Genomic DNA, 14,979 nt, shown 5'->3' with positions numbered 1-14,979 from the left:
ACGGTGACCGGGAATGTGACGCTGTACGCCAAATGGACTCCGGTACCCCGTTACACGGTGACCTTTGACTCGCAGGGCGGCTCAGCAGTGGCCCCGCTTACCAATGTCGCTTCCGGCACGCGGATAAGTGAACCAGAAGAGCCGAATTACGAGGGATGGTTTTTTGAAGGCTGGTATAAAGAGGCTGAAACGACAACGCCGTGGAATTTTGCGGCCGATACGGTGACCGGGAATGTGACGCTGTACGCCAAATGGTCAAAGATTTTGAGTTATACAGTGACCTTTGATTCCCAGGGAGGTTCACCAGTGCCTCCAATTACTGGTATTGGGCCGGGTAGTGCTATTACTGAGCCAGAAAATCCAATTTATGAAAACTTTATATTTAAAGGTTGGTATAAGGAGGCGGAATGCTTGACTCCGTGGGATTTTAACCAAGATACAGTCAATAATAATATCACCCTATATGCAAATTGGCAGCCCGTTGTTCTAAACCTATATACAGTAACTTTTGATTCGCAGGGGGGGTCCTCCGTTGACCCTATTCAAAATGTTAATGCTGGATCGACCATTCTTGAACCTGAAGCGCCAAAGATGGAAGGATTCGTGTTTAATGGATGGCACAAAGAGCCCGAATGCATAAATCCCTGGGATTTTGATAGTCATACCGTAAATGAAAACACCACTCTGTATGCAAAATGGTATGCGATTTCGATTCCAGAAACTTATACAGTAATCTTCGATTCGCAGGGGGGATCGAATGTCGAAACAATTAAAGGTATTCCAGTTGGTGCGACAATTAACATGCCGGCAGAACCTGTACGAACCGGGTATAAATTTGGCGGATGGTTTCTTGAGGCAGAAGCATTGGTAGCCTGGAATTTTGATGCAGACCGAGTCAATAGAAATATGACCCTATATGCAAAATGGATTGCTGATTCAACGAATAATTCAAATGAAGATGTAAATGAAAAGATGGAAATGGAGAACAAGCTTACCGGCTCTCCTGCTACAGGTATTTTTTCAGAAACTTCTATGTGGGTTATTGTTCTTGTTATCATAGCTTCTGGGGTGGTTCTTGCTATCAAAGTCAGAAAATAACAATAATTTGTAAACTAACAGCAGGATCCTTATTTAAGCAAACTATGTGGATAGGAGAAAAACATTTACCGAAAACAAAGTAAGCTTAAAAACAAGAGGAGAAAATCTTACAGCCCTTGGAGACTTCCAATGGGCTGTTCATTTTTAATATTGCGGCGGTGAAAATTTTGTCTTTGATATAGATTATATGCTTGGTTTGTATCTTATTTAGAATAGTGGCAAACTGCCATTTACCTCGTTATTCCAATGAACTGCCATTGGCCTTTATAAACATACTTGATAAACACGGTTGGAATGATGCGTTAAGAGCGTATAGTGAAAACATAAACTCTAAAACATTTTTATAACATAATTTTTGCGAGTTTTACGAGTAGTTCTGCTTTGTTCAAAAATTTGCGATAATCAGCAGAGGTTTATTCACCACTTATTTACGTTAAATCTTTTTGCTATGTTGACAGCTTTTATTGCCATTGTTGGCAGTAGTATTATTATGCCTTTCTATCTTCAGAATGTGAGAGACTTTACCCCTGGTATGGCTGGACTTTTGCTGGTGGACTTACTTGTATGGCAATGCTTGGGGGCGCCACACCGATCGTGATAATTGTTATGTATCTCGCTATACTTGCGTTCGGCAGTGGACTTTTCAGTCGCCAAACAATTTGTTGGTAATGGGGAGTGTTTTAAGAGAAGAACTGGGATTAGTTGGTAGTTTGGCTGGGTTGATAAAAAATATGAAGAAAGTAGATGAAGACTACCTTGTACAGTATTCGTTTTGTCGGCGGCGCAATTATGTTTGCCAAAAATCAAAGAAATGAAGTATACATCGTCTTTGTATTATTTAAATGATGAAATGGTTTTGAAATTGGAAAATAATGACAAAAGCCCTGAAACATCTTGTTCCAAGGCTTTTATCATTAAGTCTGGCACTGATCAGACAGTGTTTTATCTTTGTAATTTAATGGTAATAAAAAATCATAAAAAGGTCAAAACATAGAGAGTATTCCTCATATTGTAGTAAAAACAGATTTTAAAGTTCAAAGAACTTTAAAACAAAGGGTCAGAGCGCCAGGAACATCCTTAAAGGTATCAATACCAAAATCTTTGTAAGCTACCGCATTGATTTCCTTGAAACCGAGTCGCAAAATCTGTTTGAGGGAGCGGCTGCTGGTACATTCGGAAATAGCAGTTTCAAAACCAATGGCAACAGCACGATTCAGAAGGTTTTGGGTCAAAGAGATGGACAGACTGTGCCCTGTATAATTAGAATGAACACCAGCGTACATGACGGTAAAACATTTTTGAGGATTATAGCCTTCAAGGTTTTCCAGTGGTTTTAAAAGAATATCAAATACATGACTGGTATCGGCCATAGCGTCGAGAAGACGTGGGTTCAGCCTGGACACCACCGATGGGTCATTTGTGATATCTTCCCGGAAAGAACTGGCAAAACCGGCAATTTTGTTTGTGTTTTTATCAACCGCCAGACAGGTAAGCGCGTCCTTGATGGATTCAGGAAAAATAACCCGGCAGTAATCCATGGCTTCATTTTCCGTTAACTGTAGATGAGCGGTCATAGGATCGCGGTGAATAAAGGTCTCAATAAACAGATGGCCCAGTTCCTCCAGATCCTTCATTTGTGCGGGGCGGTATATAAAATTCATGTGTTTCTCCTTAAAGTTTAATGCTTAACATTGTAATATCATCCGCCTGAGGAGCGGATGCGGCAAAGGCGTCAATATCGGCCTTGATAGCAGCCAGCAGGGATTTTGAAGTAAGGCTTTTGGCTGCATTGATCGTTTGGGTTAGGCGGGCCTCGCCGTAAAAGTTGCCTTCAGAATTTTGGGCTTCGGTAACACCGTCTGTGTACAAAAACAAACTGGCTCCAGGTGCTAACTGGCAGGAATATTCGCTATAGCTTTGATTTCCCATAACAGCTAGCACTAAATCTGGAGGTGTGTCGAGCCAGATGTAATCAGAATCAGCGGCAGGGCGTATAAGCGGTGGGTTATGGCCTGCGTTTACATAGCATAGTTTATGGGTGTTCAGATCCAAAATACCGGTGAAAACAGTTACGAACATACCGCCGTAGTCATTTTGACAGAAGTAGTCATTAGACATTTCCAAAGCCTTTGCGAGGGAAACGCCGCTGGTAATGATGAACTTGAGCACAGTTTTAGATAAAGCCATAAAGAGCGCCGCGGGAATACCTTTTCCAGAAACATCGGCGATGGTCATCGCCAGGTGGTGGTCGTCAAGGTAGTAAAAATCGTAATAATCACCACCAATTTGAATGGCTGGATTCATGGTGGCAAAAAGATCCAGATCTTTTGGAAAATCTGTTGGCAGCATACTACGCTGGACATTTTCTGCAGTTTGCATTTCGCTTAAAAGCCACTGTTTTTGTTTTTCGGTCTCTACTTGTTGTTGAATCGTGGCGATCAAGCTGCTCCCCATTTTGTCCAGCTGTTTGGACAAGCCTTCAATTTCATCACCGGTATGAATATTTAGATTAGACAGCGCGTGTTTTTGGGGCGAGGCGGAAAATAAATCCGTTTTTTTAAACTGTTCGGCAGCATTGGTCATCTTTAAAAGGGGACGAGTAACGCTTTTTCGCATATAGAAAAAGAAAAGCAAAGTAGTTACAAGCATCAGTGGCAAGGCAACAATGAGGATAGAGCCCACGAAAGCAAGCCGCTGGTAGCGGTAGCCGCTTCCTTGGATCACCAAGCCTACAAGGCCCACAGCGTTACCTGTGTGGTCGGTAAGAGGAATGCAAAGGCTGGGGTATTTTGCGCCAGATTCGAGGGTGGCTTCTGGTCCAAGAGATAGTGATTCGGCTTCGTCTGCGATATAAGTCTCGCTTTCAAAATTGGCCTTGGGTATGGCAGTCAGGTAGTCAGCTAAAGCTTCTTTTGAGACTGAGAAATCAGAGTCCTGAAGCCAGTGCAGCTGTCCCTCGACAAAAGTAAAAACAGCGCTGTCAGGCACACCGATGACATGAGTTAGATTAGTTAGCTTTTGAATTTCATTTTGGTAATCGGGGTTGCTTTCTGGCAGAGCCAGTGAGGCAGCGTCAACATCGTCCAGGGCTTTTAATGAAATGCTCTGGACAATGGTGAGGTAATTCGATTCCACTTGTTTTTTATATGTTCTAAAGGCAATCCATACGATCAGGGTACACAAGAGAGCAGATAAAGCCAGCATGATCGCGAGGATACGCATTTCCAAATTTTTCTTCAAAATTTTGATCCTTTCGATATTTTTAAAGCTGTTCGCAGCTGCTGATACAGTAATCTGGAAGGGCTTGGTATTCGGTAAAGGTGTAATCATGGCGATCAACCTGCTGTTTTATCTGAATGGGTACGGTCAGCGTTATTTCAAAATGATTAAGAGGAAGCTGAAATCCCAGCCCCACAGCCTTCATAAAGCTTTCTTTTAAGGTCCAGAGCCGGTAAAAGCCCAGTGTACGCTGGGCTTCGGGCAAAGCCATAAGGTAGGCGTATTCACTCTTGAAAAAGTATTGCCGGGCGATGTCAAGCGGAACGGGGCTGATTTTTTCAATGTCTACACCAAGCGGTGTGTCACCCACGCCCAGGATTGCGAAAGCCTCAGAGTGGGCGATGTTAAAATGAAAGTCAGGATGTTCTATGAGCCTGGGCTTCTTACATTCAGAGGTATCAAATTCCACAGTGACAGGGTTAATCCCACTTTCCCGAAGCGCCTGATTGAGCAGAAGTCCTGCTCCAAGACTCAAAGCTCGGTCTTTGGCGAGGCGGTAGCTTCGCGCTTTTTTTGCCCGAGACTCCGGCAGCTCCTTAATGCGTGTTTCAAAAATATCCAAATCCCTTAAAGGTTCGGTATTTATGGTATAAAGTTTCATACTTCAAAGAAGCCTAGGGCTTCAAGCTCCTGAATCGCCCGTTTGATATAATCATTATCGGTGATAGGCCATTTTTGGTAAAGACGGCACAGCACCTCAGAGGTAAAGCAATTGTTACAGTCAATGGGAATCTGGACATTTTCTGTGTCACTGCTCAGATAGGCAATGAGACCAGCCACCTTATCGGCTTTATCAGGATCGGCCATGGCCTGGCGAAGAGCAGCTTCATAGGTAGCGGCATCTGTGACTTTAATGTCAAAGCCGCACTGGTTCATGACCTCCACCACATCGGACATAAAGACTGTGTGGTTGTTGTAAGGGTGAAAAACCGTAAAAACATCACCGGTTTCGGCAAGGGCCAAAATGGTTTGGGCGGTGATATCAATGGGTGAAAATTCCACCGGCAGATTCATGCTCTCAACCGGGTATTGGTGCAGGGTGGCGTAGCCCTTAAGCTGGCGCATGAAACCATTGGTAATAAAATTTATCTGGAACTCGCCATCAGCTGCGCGACTCATGAGATTCCCTACCCTCATTATTTTGGCTCGAAGACCTTTCGTTGAAGCCTCAAGAACAGCCTGTTCAGCTAAAAACTTGCTTTCGATGTATTGATTGGTGATGGTCTGACCAAAATAAAGATCATTTTCCATGATTTTTCGATCACTGGGAATACTGTTGTTCAGGCTGTCGCCGGCAATACTGACCGTTGAAATTTGGATGAGCTTGCGCCTTGTTTTTTCACAGAGATTGATGAGGTGTTTGACACCTTCAGTGTTAATGCGTTTTAAGCTGTCGTCTGCAGCGAAATGCTTAACGCTGGCCGCGCAGTTAATCAGGACAGAAAAGGGAACGTTGCTAAGAGCATTAACTTGGTCAGCGTCGGTGATGTCTCCTTCAATAAGGAACAGTCGTGTACCGAATACTTCATCAAAGGTATCATCAAAGTAGTACATAAGCATGGTACGCATGCGCTCTTCTAAACTGTCAGCTTCTCCCTTGCGAATGAGGCACCATACTTTGCCGGTATATTCTGTCAGAAAAGCTTGGAGTACATGGATGCCCAAAAAGCCTGTTGCACCAGTAATGAGAATATCACCTAAAGGTTCTCTGTTAAGCAACGAAAGATTGGCAATGGTATTCTTTTCTAAAAGATTGCCGATAGCGTGGTAGTCATAATCAGTAATAGGGTCAGTTTCGACAACGGCAGTGGCTGCATTATTTCCGTTTTCTGAGAAGGCAGCCAGAGCCCGAGGGGTGGAATGTTTAAATATATCCTGATAAACAAAGTTAATCCCGCGATTGGCGGCCAGCATGGCAAGCCGGGAGGCGCTGAGAGAGGTGCCGCCAATTTCGAAAAAATCATCTGTGGCGCCAACCTTGTCACATTTAAGAATTTCGGCCATCATACTGCAGATGGTCGCCTCCGTTTCATTTTTCGGTGCAATGTATTCATGCTCAGCGGCGCTATAAGTAATCTCAGGCAAAGCCTTCTTGTTGATTTTACCGTTAGAAGTCAAAGGCATTTCATCCAGCTGTACAAGAACGCCAGGCACCATGTAATGGGTCAGGGTACTCTTTAAATGGGTAGTAAGATTATTAATGTTAACGGCGTGATCTGCAGTAAAAAACCCGCAAAGAAATTGGCTGTCATCCTTTCCGCGAACCTGAACAATACTGGATTTAATCCCTTCGTAGCTGTTGATGGCAGCTTCAACCTCATCCAGTTCAACCCGGAGCCCCCTCAGTTTGACTTGATTGTCGAGACGCCCAAAGAAGGGAAGTTTGCCATCGGTATCCCATGCGGCTAAATCGCCGGAGTGATAGGCCTTCAGGCTGTCAATGCGGAAAAAGCTTTTTTCTGTGAGATCTGGGCGCCCTACGTAACCGCGACCAACACCATCACCGGCAATAATCAGTTCGCCGGGAACACCTATGGGCATTTCCTGACCATAACGATTATAAATATAGCATTTGATATTGCTCATAGGGCGGCCGATCGTCACATTTTCACCAGTCATTTCAATAAAAGTACAGCCGATTGTGGTTTCAGACGGGCCGTAACCGTTATAAATGTGGGCTTCCGGACTGGCAGTCCTCAGTTTGTCGTAAAGAGACAATGGGAAGTTTTCCGCACCTACGTTAAAGCTACGGATCTGGGACAACGCTTCCGCCATTGCTGGAATATCTACAATGTTGCTAAGGTAGGATGGCGTTGCTGTGAAGGTATCTACTTTGTTTTCAATAAGCAAATCACGCATGGCCAGCGGATTATGAATTTCATTTTCATTGGCCATGCACACCGTGATCCCCTGGGTTAGTGGAACATACTCCTCAAGAATTGATACATCAAAAGTCAGAGCAGCAAAAGACAGAGAAACTGTGCTATGATTAATGTAGGACATAATCTCTGGATTTTTAGGATTAGCGTGACAGTAGTGGCGCAGATTGCGGTGCTCAATCATGACGCCTTTGGGCGTGCCTGTGGAACCAGAGGTATAAATGCAGTAGCATAAATTTGAGGGCTTAATGTCAACCTGTGGAAAACGGGTGTCATCTTCCTCAAGCAATTCCTCAATACAGAGTAAGGTACAGGCGGTATTTTCACAGACTGCCTGTCGTTTTTCGGCAAGAGCTTTTGTGGTAATGAGGAATTTAGCATGGCTGTCCTCAAGGGTAAAACGGATACGGTCATCAGGATATTCAGGATCTGTACACAGAAAAGCTCCGCCAGATTTTAAGATACCCTGTCGCGCCATGTAAGCATATTTGGTGCGGGTGAGAAGAATAGCTACAATGTCTTCTGGCTGGATGCCTAGCTTAATAAGGGCGTTGGCAATGCGGTTGGTGGCATCATTCAGTTCTTTGAAAGTTAAGTGTTCACCACAGCTGATGAGGGCTGTTTTATCTGGATTGGCATCGGCCACAGCTTGCAGCTGTTCTGGAATAAGAGGGGTATCGATGGGTATTTTAGTGTCATTAAACACCGCGATTTTTTTTCTATCCTCATCGCTGATCAGACAAATATCATTGAAGGTTTCGGCAGTCAGCAAGCTTTTACAAACTTCTTCATAGGTCTTCAAAAAGCGGGATATTGTTATACCGTCATACAGATCATGGCGGTACTCTGCTTTTACAGTATATCCTGTATCGGTGTCATAGATATCCACTGAAAGAGGCGCTTTGGTTTCAGAAAGAGCCAATGGAACAATGGGAACACTTTCGGAATCCAGAGTAAAGATGTTGAAGTCACTACCCTGATAGGCAAAAAGAATATCTGCTGAAACACCAAGCTCCCGACTGATTTCTCCAAAGGAATAAATATCATGCTCCATGAGTTCGAACAGATGTTTCTTAACAGTGTTGAGGTAACCGTCAACAGTATTGGACGCTTCCAGATTACAATAAACCGGCATAGTTTTGACCAGCATACCGACTAGTTCTGTGGTGCGGGAGTCACTGCGGCCATTGTAGATGGTGCAAAAGGCAGACTCTGTCTGGTTTTTAAATTGAGCTAGGATGAAGCCAAAGGCACCGGTAAAAAAGACATTTGGAGTAATTTGATGTTTAGCGCAGTAAGCTTGAACTTCTGTCCTTAAAAGGGTGCTCATATCAATATCGAAGGCAGCGGTCTCCGGTGTACTGTTTTCCGGTTTGTCATAATCCAAGCGCGCGTTTGTTTCCATGGCGCCGAAAATGCTGTGATAAAAGTCCCGGGCCTCGGTATAGGAAGAACTTTCCCGTTCCTGTTTTTCATCCAGAGCTAAATCAAAGGAGCTGTACGATTCGCCAGTTGGGTTTTGTCCAGTGTAAACCCGATTGATTTCCTGAAGCAGCACCATGGCGGAGGTTCCGTCAAAGATCAGATGGTGTACATCAATGAAAAGGCTGATATTTTCTTCGGTTTCGATAATCTCCGAACGGTAGAGACCGCGTTCAAAATTAAAGGGTTTTACCAGATGCCTGCTGTAATCATCAAGTTCTGAAGCCTTCATCCGAGTACGTTTTACCAAGGCAGGGTCGCGGTCCCGGCGCTTCAGTAAAATATCTTCACCCGTAATCTGAAGACGGGTTTTAAGATAAGGATGCGCGTTGATGGCATGGGTTAGCGCCTCACCTAACCGATCTGCGTCAATTGCCCTTGAGAAGGTGCAGAACAGCGGGATGTTGTAGACACAGGAATCTGGATTTTTCAAGCATTCCAGATAAATACCCATCTGCGTTTGGGTGAGAGGATAGGCTTCAAGCTCTTTATGAGCCTTTTGACTGGACTGTATGTTTTTGGCGATGTCAATATAGGTTTCCAGTTTTGTGACTGTATTGTATTTTTTAAAATCCTGGGTGTTCATTTTAAGACCAAAGGTATTGGAGAACAAAACGCCAAGCTTGACTGCGCCGATGGAGGTGAGGCCTGCATCGTAAATATCTGTGTTAATCCCAAATCCAGAATCGCCGATGACCTCTGCCAAAATGGAGTGAATTTTTTCCTGCATGGGGGTCTGAGGCTGGACGATATCGTCAAAGGTACGAACTGGCTTGGGCAAGGCTTTTTTATCAACCTTTAAATTCGGGTTCAAAGGGATAGCGTCAATCTGCATGGTTACTGCGGGGATCATATAGGCTGGCTTTTCAGCTGAGATAAAGGCGTTGAGATCCTCAATGTCGATGGATTCGTCAGAGACGATGTAGGCAACCACATATTTTCCGCCATTTTCTTCGTCACAGGTAGTGAGTGTGGCATCTTTGATACCCGGGTATTCCCTTATTCTCTGTTCGATTTCAGTCAGCTCAATTCGAAAACCACGGATTTTAACCTGACCATCCTCCCGGCCAACAAAGAGAATACGGCCATCCTCGAGCCATTTGACCACATCTCCGGTACGATACATACGACTGTAAGCGGGGTCATCATCAAAGGGATTTTGAATAAACTTTTCCTCTGACAGTTCTTTGCGGCCCAGATAACCTCTGGAGACAGGTGCTCCGGCGATGCATAGCTCACCCGGCACACCAATGGGCACCCTGCGGAGTTCAGCGTCCACAACATAAAGCTTGGTGTTGTCTATAGGACCACCAATGGGAACAGACTTTTCATAAAGGTGGTCAACAAGGCTTGCGGTTGACAGAATGGTGCACTCGGTGGGACCATAGACATTGTGGAGAGAATAGGCCTCTGGTGGCTTACAAGGAACCAGAGCTTCACCGCCAACACTTAGATTGCGCAGGCTGGTTTCTTCAATACAGGTGACAAACTGGCGGCCGACCTGTGTAGTTATGAACACATTGGTAATGCTATTCTCTACAAAATAGTCATTAAGGGCCAGCAAGTCGAGTCGAATTTCTTCAGGGATGATATACATGGAGGCACCACGTGTAAGGGCTGGCCAGGTGTCCATCATAGATGCGTCAAAGCCAAAGCTGGCATAGGCGGCTACCCGATCCTTTTCTGTGAGATTATAATAACGGTGGTACCAGTGACAGAAATTGACAATGTTTTTTTGGGTGAGCATACACCCTTTGGGAGTGCCGGTGGAGCCAGAGGTATATAGGAGTATAAACAGATCCTCAGGCGTTGGTCCTTTGGGCAGGGGGGAATCCGCGGACAGTTTAGGAATATCCTGGATAAACAGCGTATCTCCTTGGTAATTCGGTACCTTTTTGAGAAGATTGACATCTGCAATAAGAAGCTTTACGCTGGCGTCAGCCATCATAAATGAAAGTCTTTCCTCAGGATAGTCAGGATCAAGGGGCTGGTAGGCACAGCCAGCCTTTAATACTCCCAATGAAGCGATGGACATATACTCACACCGGGGGATGAGGATGGACACTATGTCTCCGGCACCAAGGTTTTTGGCCGCGATGACACGGGCAAGGTTGTCAGAAAGGCGGTCGACCTCGCCATAGGTGTAATATCGGTCTTTAAAGACGACGCACGTGGATTCGGGAGTCTTCTGAGCTTGCGCTCTAAAAAGATCTACCAGGGTTTTTGTGATGTCATATGTGACTTCAGTGTTGTTAAAGCTGTCGAGGCGGGCAATTTCATCGGCATCGGCAATAATGGAGCTATCTTCTATCGGTAAAAGAGCGTTGGTGTCGATGGCAATATCCTTAAATGGCCAGTCGGTATGATCTGCCAGGTTTTCGATTAAAGACGTCAGGGCTTCGCCCATTTTTGTGATGTCTTCTTCAGTATAGCAAGCGGTTTGATACTCTAAGGCAAAACATTTAAAGGTATCGTGTCCCAAGACATCTGGGTTGATACGGATGGTAAGGGCGCGGTCACAGTATTCTGCGGCAATGGTTTTTGTGAGGTGACTGTCTGGATTATTGGAGTTTGCCACAATCGAGACAGAGGAAACGCTTTCTAAATCAATACCTGAAGCTGCCATATCCTGTACTAGAAGATCATATGGGTATTTGCTGTGGGACAACGCTTCTTTAAAGGTATTTTTGGTCTTTTTAAGCAAAGATGTAAAGGTATCCTCTGCTTCAAAGGTTAGCTTCAAGGGGACAAGGCTCACAAACATACCCGTGGTTTCAGAGAAACTTTCAAGATGTCGGCGGCCGCTTTCGCCGAGGTTTATCAGAATGCCGTTCTTATGGTTTCGCTTAGCGAGAAAAAGGCTTGCGGCGGTCAGGGCAAAAAGAAATGGTGAGATATGCTCGTCTTGAGACGAGGAAAAGGCCTGTATTTTATTTTTAAGGATCTCGGGAAGATTGAAGCGTTTGTAACCTAACGTAAAGTCAGAGCTGCTTTGTGGCTCACAGTCAAAATCAGCAGTATTTTTGAGCATGGATAACCAATAGCTTTTATCTGCTTCAAAGGCTTTGGATTTCAGGTAATCCGCTTCGCAGACCGCATATTCCTCATAAGGACGGTCATTTAGTCCCTTACTGCTGCCGCTGTGATACTGGCTCCAGACCTTTTGAGCGAACAGATCTAGACCGGTACCGTCGCATAACGCGTGATGAAAGGACATACGCAAAGAGATGCCTGCCTGTGTATGTGCAATAAGAAAATGATAAAGCGCAGTATTCTCCAGACTGCTAAAATGATGAATAGAAATATCGCAGTCTCCGCAGTCTTCGATTTCAACGTCAGTGACCTCCCGGTAAAAGCTCAGTTCACCGTTATCCTCCATATGGAATCGGAGGAAAAAATTAGGTGTTTCAGCCATGGCAGATTGTACAGCAGCTTTAATGCGCTCTGTATCCCCCTCTGGAAAGAGCATGGTTCCTACAAAGTTGTAGCAGCCTGGGACATTATTGATTAGCTCGGTATATAAAATACGTTTTTGTGGGTGTGTGATGGTGTATTGTTTTGTCATGTTAGCCTCTTTTCTATGATAATCTGGTTTTGTTTATTGTTATATTCATATTTCAATTTGTCTGCCAGGGATTTGATTATAAAAATGCCAAGCCCGCCAACAGGCCGTTCTTCAATGGATTCCGAAAGTTTAGGGTCATCGCAGTCAAGAGGGTTAAATGGCCTGCCGGTATCCGAAAGGTTAAGCCTCAGAATAGCGCCGTCATCAAGTAATTCGAGGGACAGAGTAATCTTCCCCGGTATCTCATCATAAGCGTAATTGACAATATTAACCGTAAGCTCCTCCACAATAATCAAAATATCATATTGTTTTTCTGGACTGATGTCGGTCTTTGAAAGCCAAGTTTCAGTAAAAGATAAAAGCGTTTGCAGTCCCGAAGATGTAGCAGTGACATTACAGCGGTCCATTGTTTTAATCCACACAAAAAATGCTGTCGAGTTTTGTCATTTTTAGTACAGACAGGACGCTATTGTTTAAATTTTGAAGTTTCATGCTTCCCTTTTTTGCAGCCATTTTTTTGTGAAGGCTCAGCATAGCCCGGATACCTGCACTGGAAACATAGTCAATTTTTTCTAAATTTAAAATTAAAGTATCTATATTGTCAATAGCTCCTGAAAGTTCCCGTTCCAGTTGTGGGCCGCTGATGGTGTCAATTCTCCCTTCAAGGGCTACGTATAAGGTGTTTTCTTTTGCAGTGGTTGTTATGGTCATTATAAAGCCTCCGTTTCAAATGTAGATATTCTTAAAGACATTTTATCATCATCAGTTATTGATGGGCAAGGAAATATTAAAAGTTTGATAAAATCTTGATAAGTTCACAAACTTTCTGACAGTTAATGACTTCAATATGACATCCGAAAGACAGCCCTCTTGCATGTTTCATTCAAAAGAAATACAATAGGGCTACAGACAGATGTTGTACAATAAAATAATCTTATGACAAAAGAAGCAGCAAAGGAGAATGAAAACAGATGAAACGAATTTTTTTGATTGAGGACGATCAGGCCATCGCGAAAAATCTGATGCTTTTACTCCAATCGGAGGGGTTTATTGTCACTCATGCCGCCACCCGGAAGGAAGCCACCGATACGCTCGTCGACAATAAATTTGATTTGGCGCTCATTGACATATCCCTGCCGGATGGGAACGGCTTTACCGTTTGTACAGAGGTCAAAGAAGTTCAGAACATTCCTGTGATTTTTCTGACAGCCTCCGGTGATGAGGCGAGTGTTGTCACCGGGCTGAATATGGGTGCGGACGACTATATTACAAAGCCCTTCCGCCCCCGTGAGCTGATTGCGCGGATCGGGACTGCTCTGCGAAAAAGCGGGCGTTCTGCAGCGACCTTTGAAGTGTGTGGACTCCAGGTCGATACAGCGAGTGGTGTGGTGAAGAAAGATGGCAGCGAAGTTTTTCTTTCAGCTTTAGAGTATCGGCTGCTGTTGATGTTTGTGAACAATCCTAAAAGCATTATTACAAGAGACCGGCTGCTGGATGAACTGTGGGATGCGGCGGGTGAGTTTGTCAATGACAATACTTTAACTGTATATATCAAACGTCTGCGGGAAAAGATAGAGGATGATCCTGGGAAACCGAAAATTATCCGGACTGTCCGTGGGACAGGCTATCGTCTGGGGGACGGCCATGCTCCGGAATAAAGAATTTAAGCAGTTTGCGGTTTTGTTTTTGCTGATGGCCGCTGTTTTTACCGTCCTGGGATTTGCCATCGACCGTGCGGCTGGAGTACTGGCATTTGTGTCTGCCGCCGTTTTTGGCACTGCCTTTTACACGCACACCAGAGCCCGATATAGAAGCATTGCGAAAATTTCCGATCAAATTGATCTTGTGCTTCACAATTATGATCGTCTGGATATTGACGAATTGGATGAGGGTGAGCTCTCTATTCTGTACAGTGAAGTAAAAAAAATGACACTGCGTATTCGTGAGCAAAACGATGCGCTGAAAAGGGAAAAAACACATTTGGCCGACTCGCTGGCAGATATTGCCCATCAGCTCCGCACGCCGCTCACATCCGTGAACCTTCTTTTGTCACTGCTTTCAAACACTTCGGATGAAAATGAACGGAAAGTCTATGTGCGGGAGGCTGAGGAACTGCTCATGCGCATGGACTGGCTGATCACATCCCTTTTAAAATTATCCCGTCTGGATGCGGGCGTCGTGGTATTCCAGAGCGAGCCGATTGACGCAGAAAGTCTGGTATACACTGCGCTGCGCCCACTTCAAATTCCAATGGAACTGCACGCTGTCGCAGTACAGCTTGATGTGCCAAAGGGCGTGAGGATTCGAGGCGATGCCGGCTGGCTTTCAGAGGCCATTCAAAACATTCTCAAAAACTGTATGGAAAGCGTGGGTGAAAATGGGAGTATTGAGATTGTATGCACCGATAATCCGCTGTTTACCGAGATCGCCGTCCATGACAGCGGTCCAGGATTTAAAAAAGAGGATATACCGTGCCTGTTTGATCGGTTTTACCGGGGAAAAAGCACAAAAGCGTCGGGCTATGGCATTGGTCTGGCACTCTGTAAGATGATTATAACAGGGCAGGGAGGGTCCATCACAGCCAGAAATCACCCTGCAGGCGGTGCGGTCTTTACCCTTCGTTTTCCAAAGTGACAGATCTCTCACCTGAAAGTCACGGGGATGTCAGAGAGAGGC

9 protein-coding genes are annotated in these 14,979 nt (G+C 44.7%); 3 read left to right on the top strand and 6 right to left on the bottom strand.

Annotated features, from left to right (window positions below; genetic code table 11):
- Window positions 1–1,098, top strand: a 1,098-nt coding sequence (locus BUC22_RS21680; protein WP_200805528.1) for an InlB B-repeat-containing protein, incomplete at its 5' end; no start/stop codon positions are given.
- A 1,034-nt stretch (window positions 1,099–2,132) separates the two neighbouring features.
- Here the strand turns inward: BUC22_RS21680 and BUC22_RS03825 are convergent.
- From BUC22_RS03825 to BUC22_RS03800, 6 genes are read right to left on the bottom strand one after another with little or no spacing between them, the layout of a single operon-like run.
- The gene (locus BUC22_RS03825) at window positions 2,133–2,759 is read right to left on the bottom strand and encodes a hypothetical protein (RefSeq protein ID WP_013381671.1); all 627 of its coding nucleotides are present in this window, start codon (window positions 2,757–2,759) and stop codon (window positions 2,133–2,135) included.
- A 10-nt stretch (window positions 2,760–2,769) separates the two neighbouring features.
- Window positions 2,770–4,428: a SpoIIE family protein phosphatase gene (locus tag BUC22_RS03820; RefSeq protein WP_013381670.1), complete on the bottom strand. Its 1,659-nt coding sequence runs from the start codon at window positions 4,426–4,428 to the stop codon at window positions 2,770–2,772.
- Window positions 4,361–4,978 carry a 4'-phosphopantetheinyl transferase family protein gene (locus tag BUC22_RS03815; protein WP_013381669.1) on the bottom strand — a complete coding sequence of 206 codons (618 nt, stop codon included), beginning with the start codon at window positions 4,976–4,978 and terminating at the stop codon, window positions 4,361–4,363. The genes BUC22_RS03820 and BUC22_RS03815 overlap by 68 nt, the downstream gene beginning before the upstream one ends.
- A complete protein-coding gene (locus BUC22_RS03810; RefSeq protein ID WP_013381668.1) occupies window positions 4,975–12,303 on the bottom strand; it encodes a non-ribosomal peptide synthetase in 7,329 nt (2,442 codons plus the stop codon). The genes BUC22_RS03815 and BUC22_RS03810 overlap by 4 nt, the downstream gene beginning before the upstream one ends.
- Window positions 12,300–12,710 (bottom strand): ATP-binding protein, encoded by a 411-nt coding sequence (locus BUC22_RS03805; protein ID WP_013381667.1) that lies wholly within the window; start codon window positions 12,708–12,710, stop codon window positions 12,300–12,302. The genes BUC22_RS03810 and BUC22_RS03805 overlap by 4 nt, the downstream gene beginning before the upstream one ends.
- A gap of 4 nt (window positions 12,711–12,714) precedes the next feature.
- Entirely contained in the window at window positions 12,715–13,014 is a 300-nt protein-coding gene (locus tag BUC22_RS03800; protein ID WP_013381666.1) for an STAS domain-containing protein, read from the bottom strand.
- A 260-nt stretch (window positions 13,015–13,274) separates the two neighbouring features.
- On the opposite strand from BUC22_RS03800, the gene BUC22_RS03795 reads away from it, so the two are divergent.
- Window positions 13,275–13,961, top strand: coding sequence for a response regulator transcription factor (locus BUC22_RS03795; protein ID WP_013381665.1), 687 nt, complete (start codon window positions 13,275–13,277; stop codon window positions 13,959–13,961).
- Window positions 13,948–14,937, top strand: a complete 990-nt coding sequence (locus BUC22_RS03790; protein WP_041689912.1) for a sensor histidine kinase — start codon at window positions 13,948–13,950, stop codon at window positions 14,935–14,937. The genes BUC22_RS03795 and BUC22_RS03790 overlap by 14 nt, the downstream gene beginning before the upstream one ends.
- The last annotated feature ends 42 nt before the right edge of the window (window positions 14,938–14,979 follow it).

The sequence above is a fragment of the Eubacterium callanderi genome (assembly GCF_900142645.1).
Classification (GTDB): Bacteria; Bacillota; Clostridia; order Eubacteriales; family Eubacteriaceae; genus Eubacterium; species Eubacterium callanderi.
The sequence above is the reverse complement of the archived record's forward strand: the minus strand, read 5'-3'. Positions and strand labels throughout refer to the sequence as shown.

What these genes read in the sequence shown, in the direction of transcription:
- BUC22_RS03790 (WP_041689912.1), top strand. Translation starts at nt 13,948, where the DNA reads ATGCTCCGGAATAAAGAATTTAAGCAGTTTGCGGTTTTGTTTTTGCTG.
- BUC22_RS03825 (WP_013381671.1), bottom strand. Translation starts at nt 2,759, where the DNA reads ATGAATTTTATATACCGCCCCGCACAAATGAAGGATCTGGAGGAACTG.
- BUC22_RS03810 (WP_013381668.1), bottom strand. Translation starts at nt 12,303, where the DNA reads ATGACAAAACAATACACCATCACACACCCACAAAAACGTATTTTATAT.
- BUC22_RS03795 (WP_013381665.1), top strand. Translation starts at nt 13,275, where the DNA reads ATGAAACGAATTTTTTTGATTGAGGACGATCAGGCCATCGCGAAAAAT.
- BUC22_RS03805 (WP_013381667.1), bottom strand. Translation starts at nt 12,710, where the DNA reads ATGGACCGCTGTAATGTCACTGCTACATCTTCGGGACTGCAAACGCTT.
- BUC22_RS03815 (WP_013381669.1), bottom strand. Translation starts at nt 4,978, where the DNA reads ATGAAACTTTATACCATAAATACCGAACCTTTAAGGGATTTGGATATT.
- BUC22_RS03800 (WP_013381666.1), bottom strand. Translation starts at nt 13,014, where the DNA reads ATGACCATAACAACCACTGCAAAAGAAAACACCTTATACGTAGCCCTT.
- BUC22_RS03820 (WP_013381670.1), bottom strand. Translation starts at nt 4,428, where the DNA reads ATGATTACACCTTTACCGAATACCAAGCCCTTCCAGATTACTGTATCA.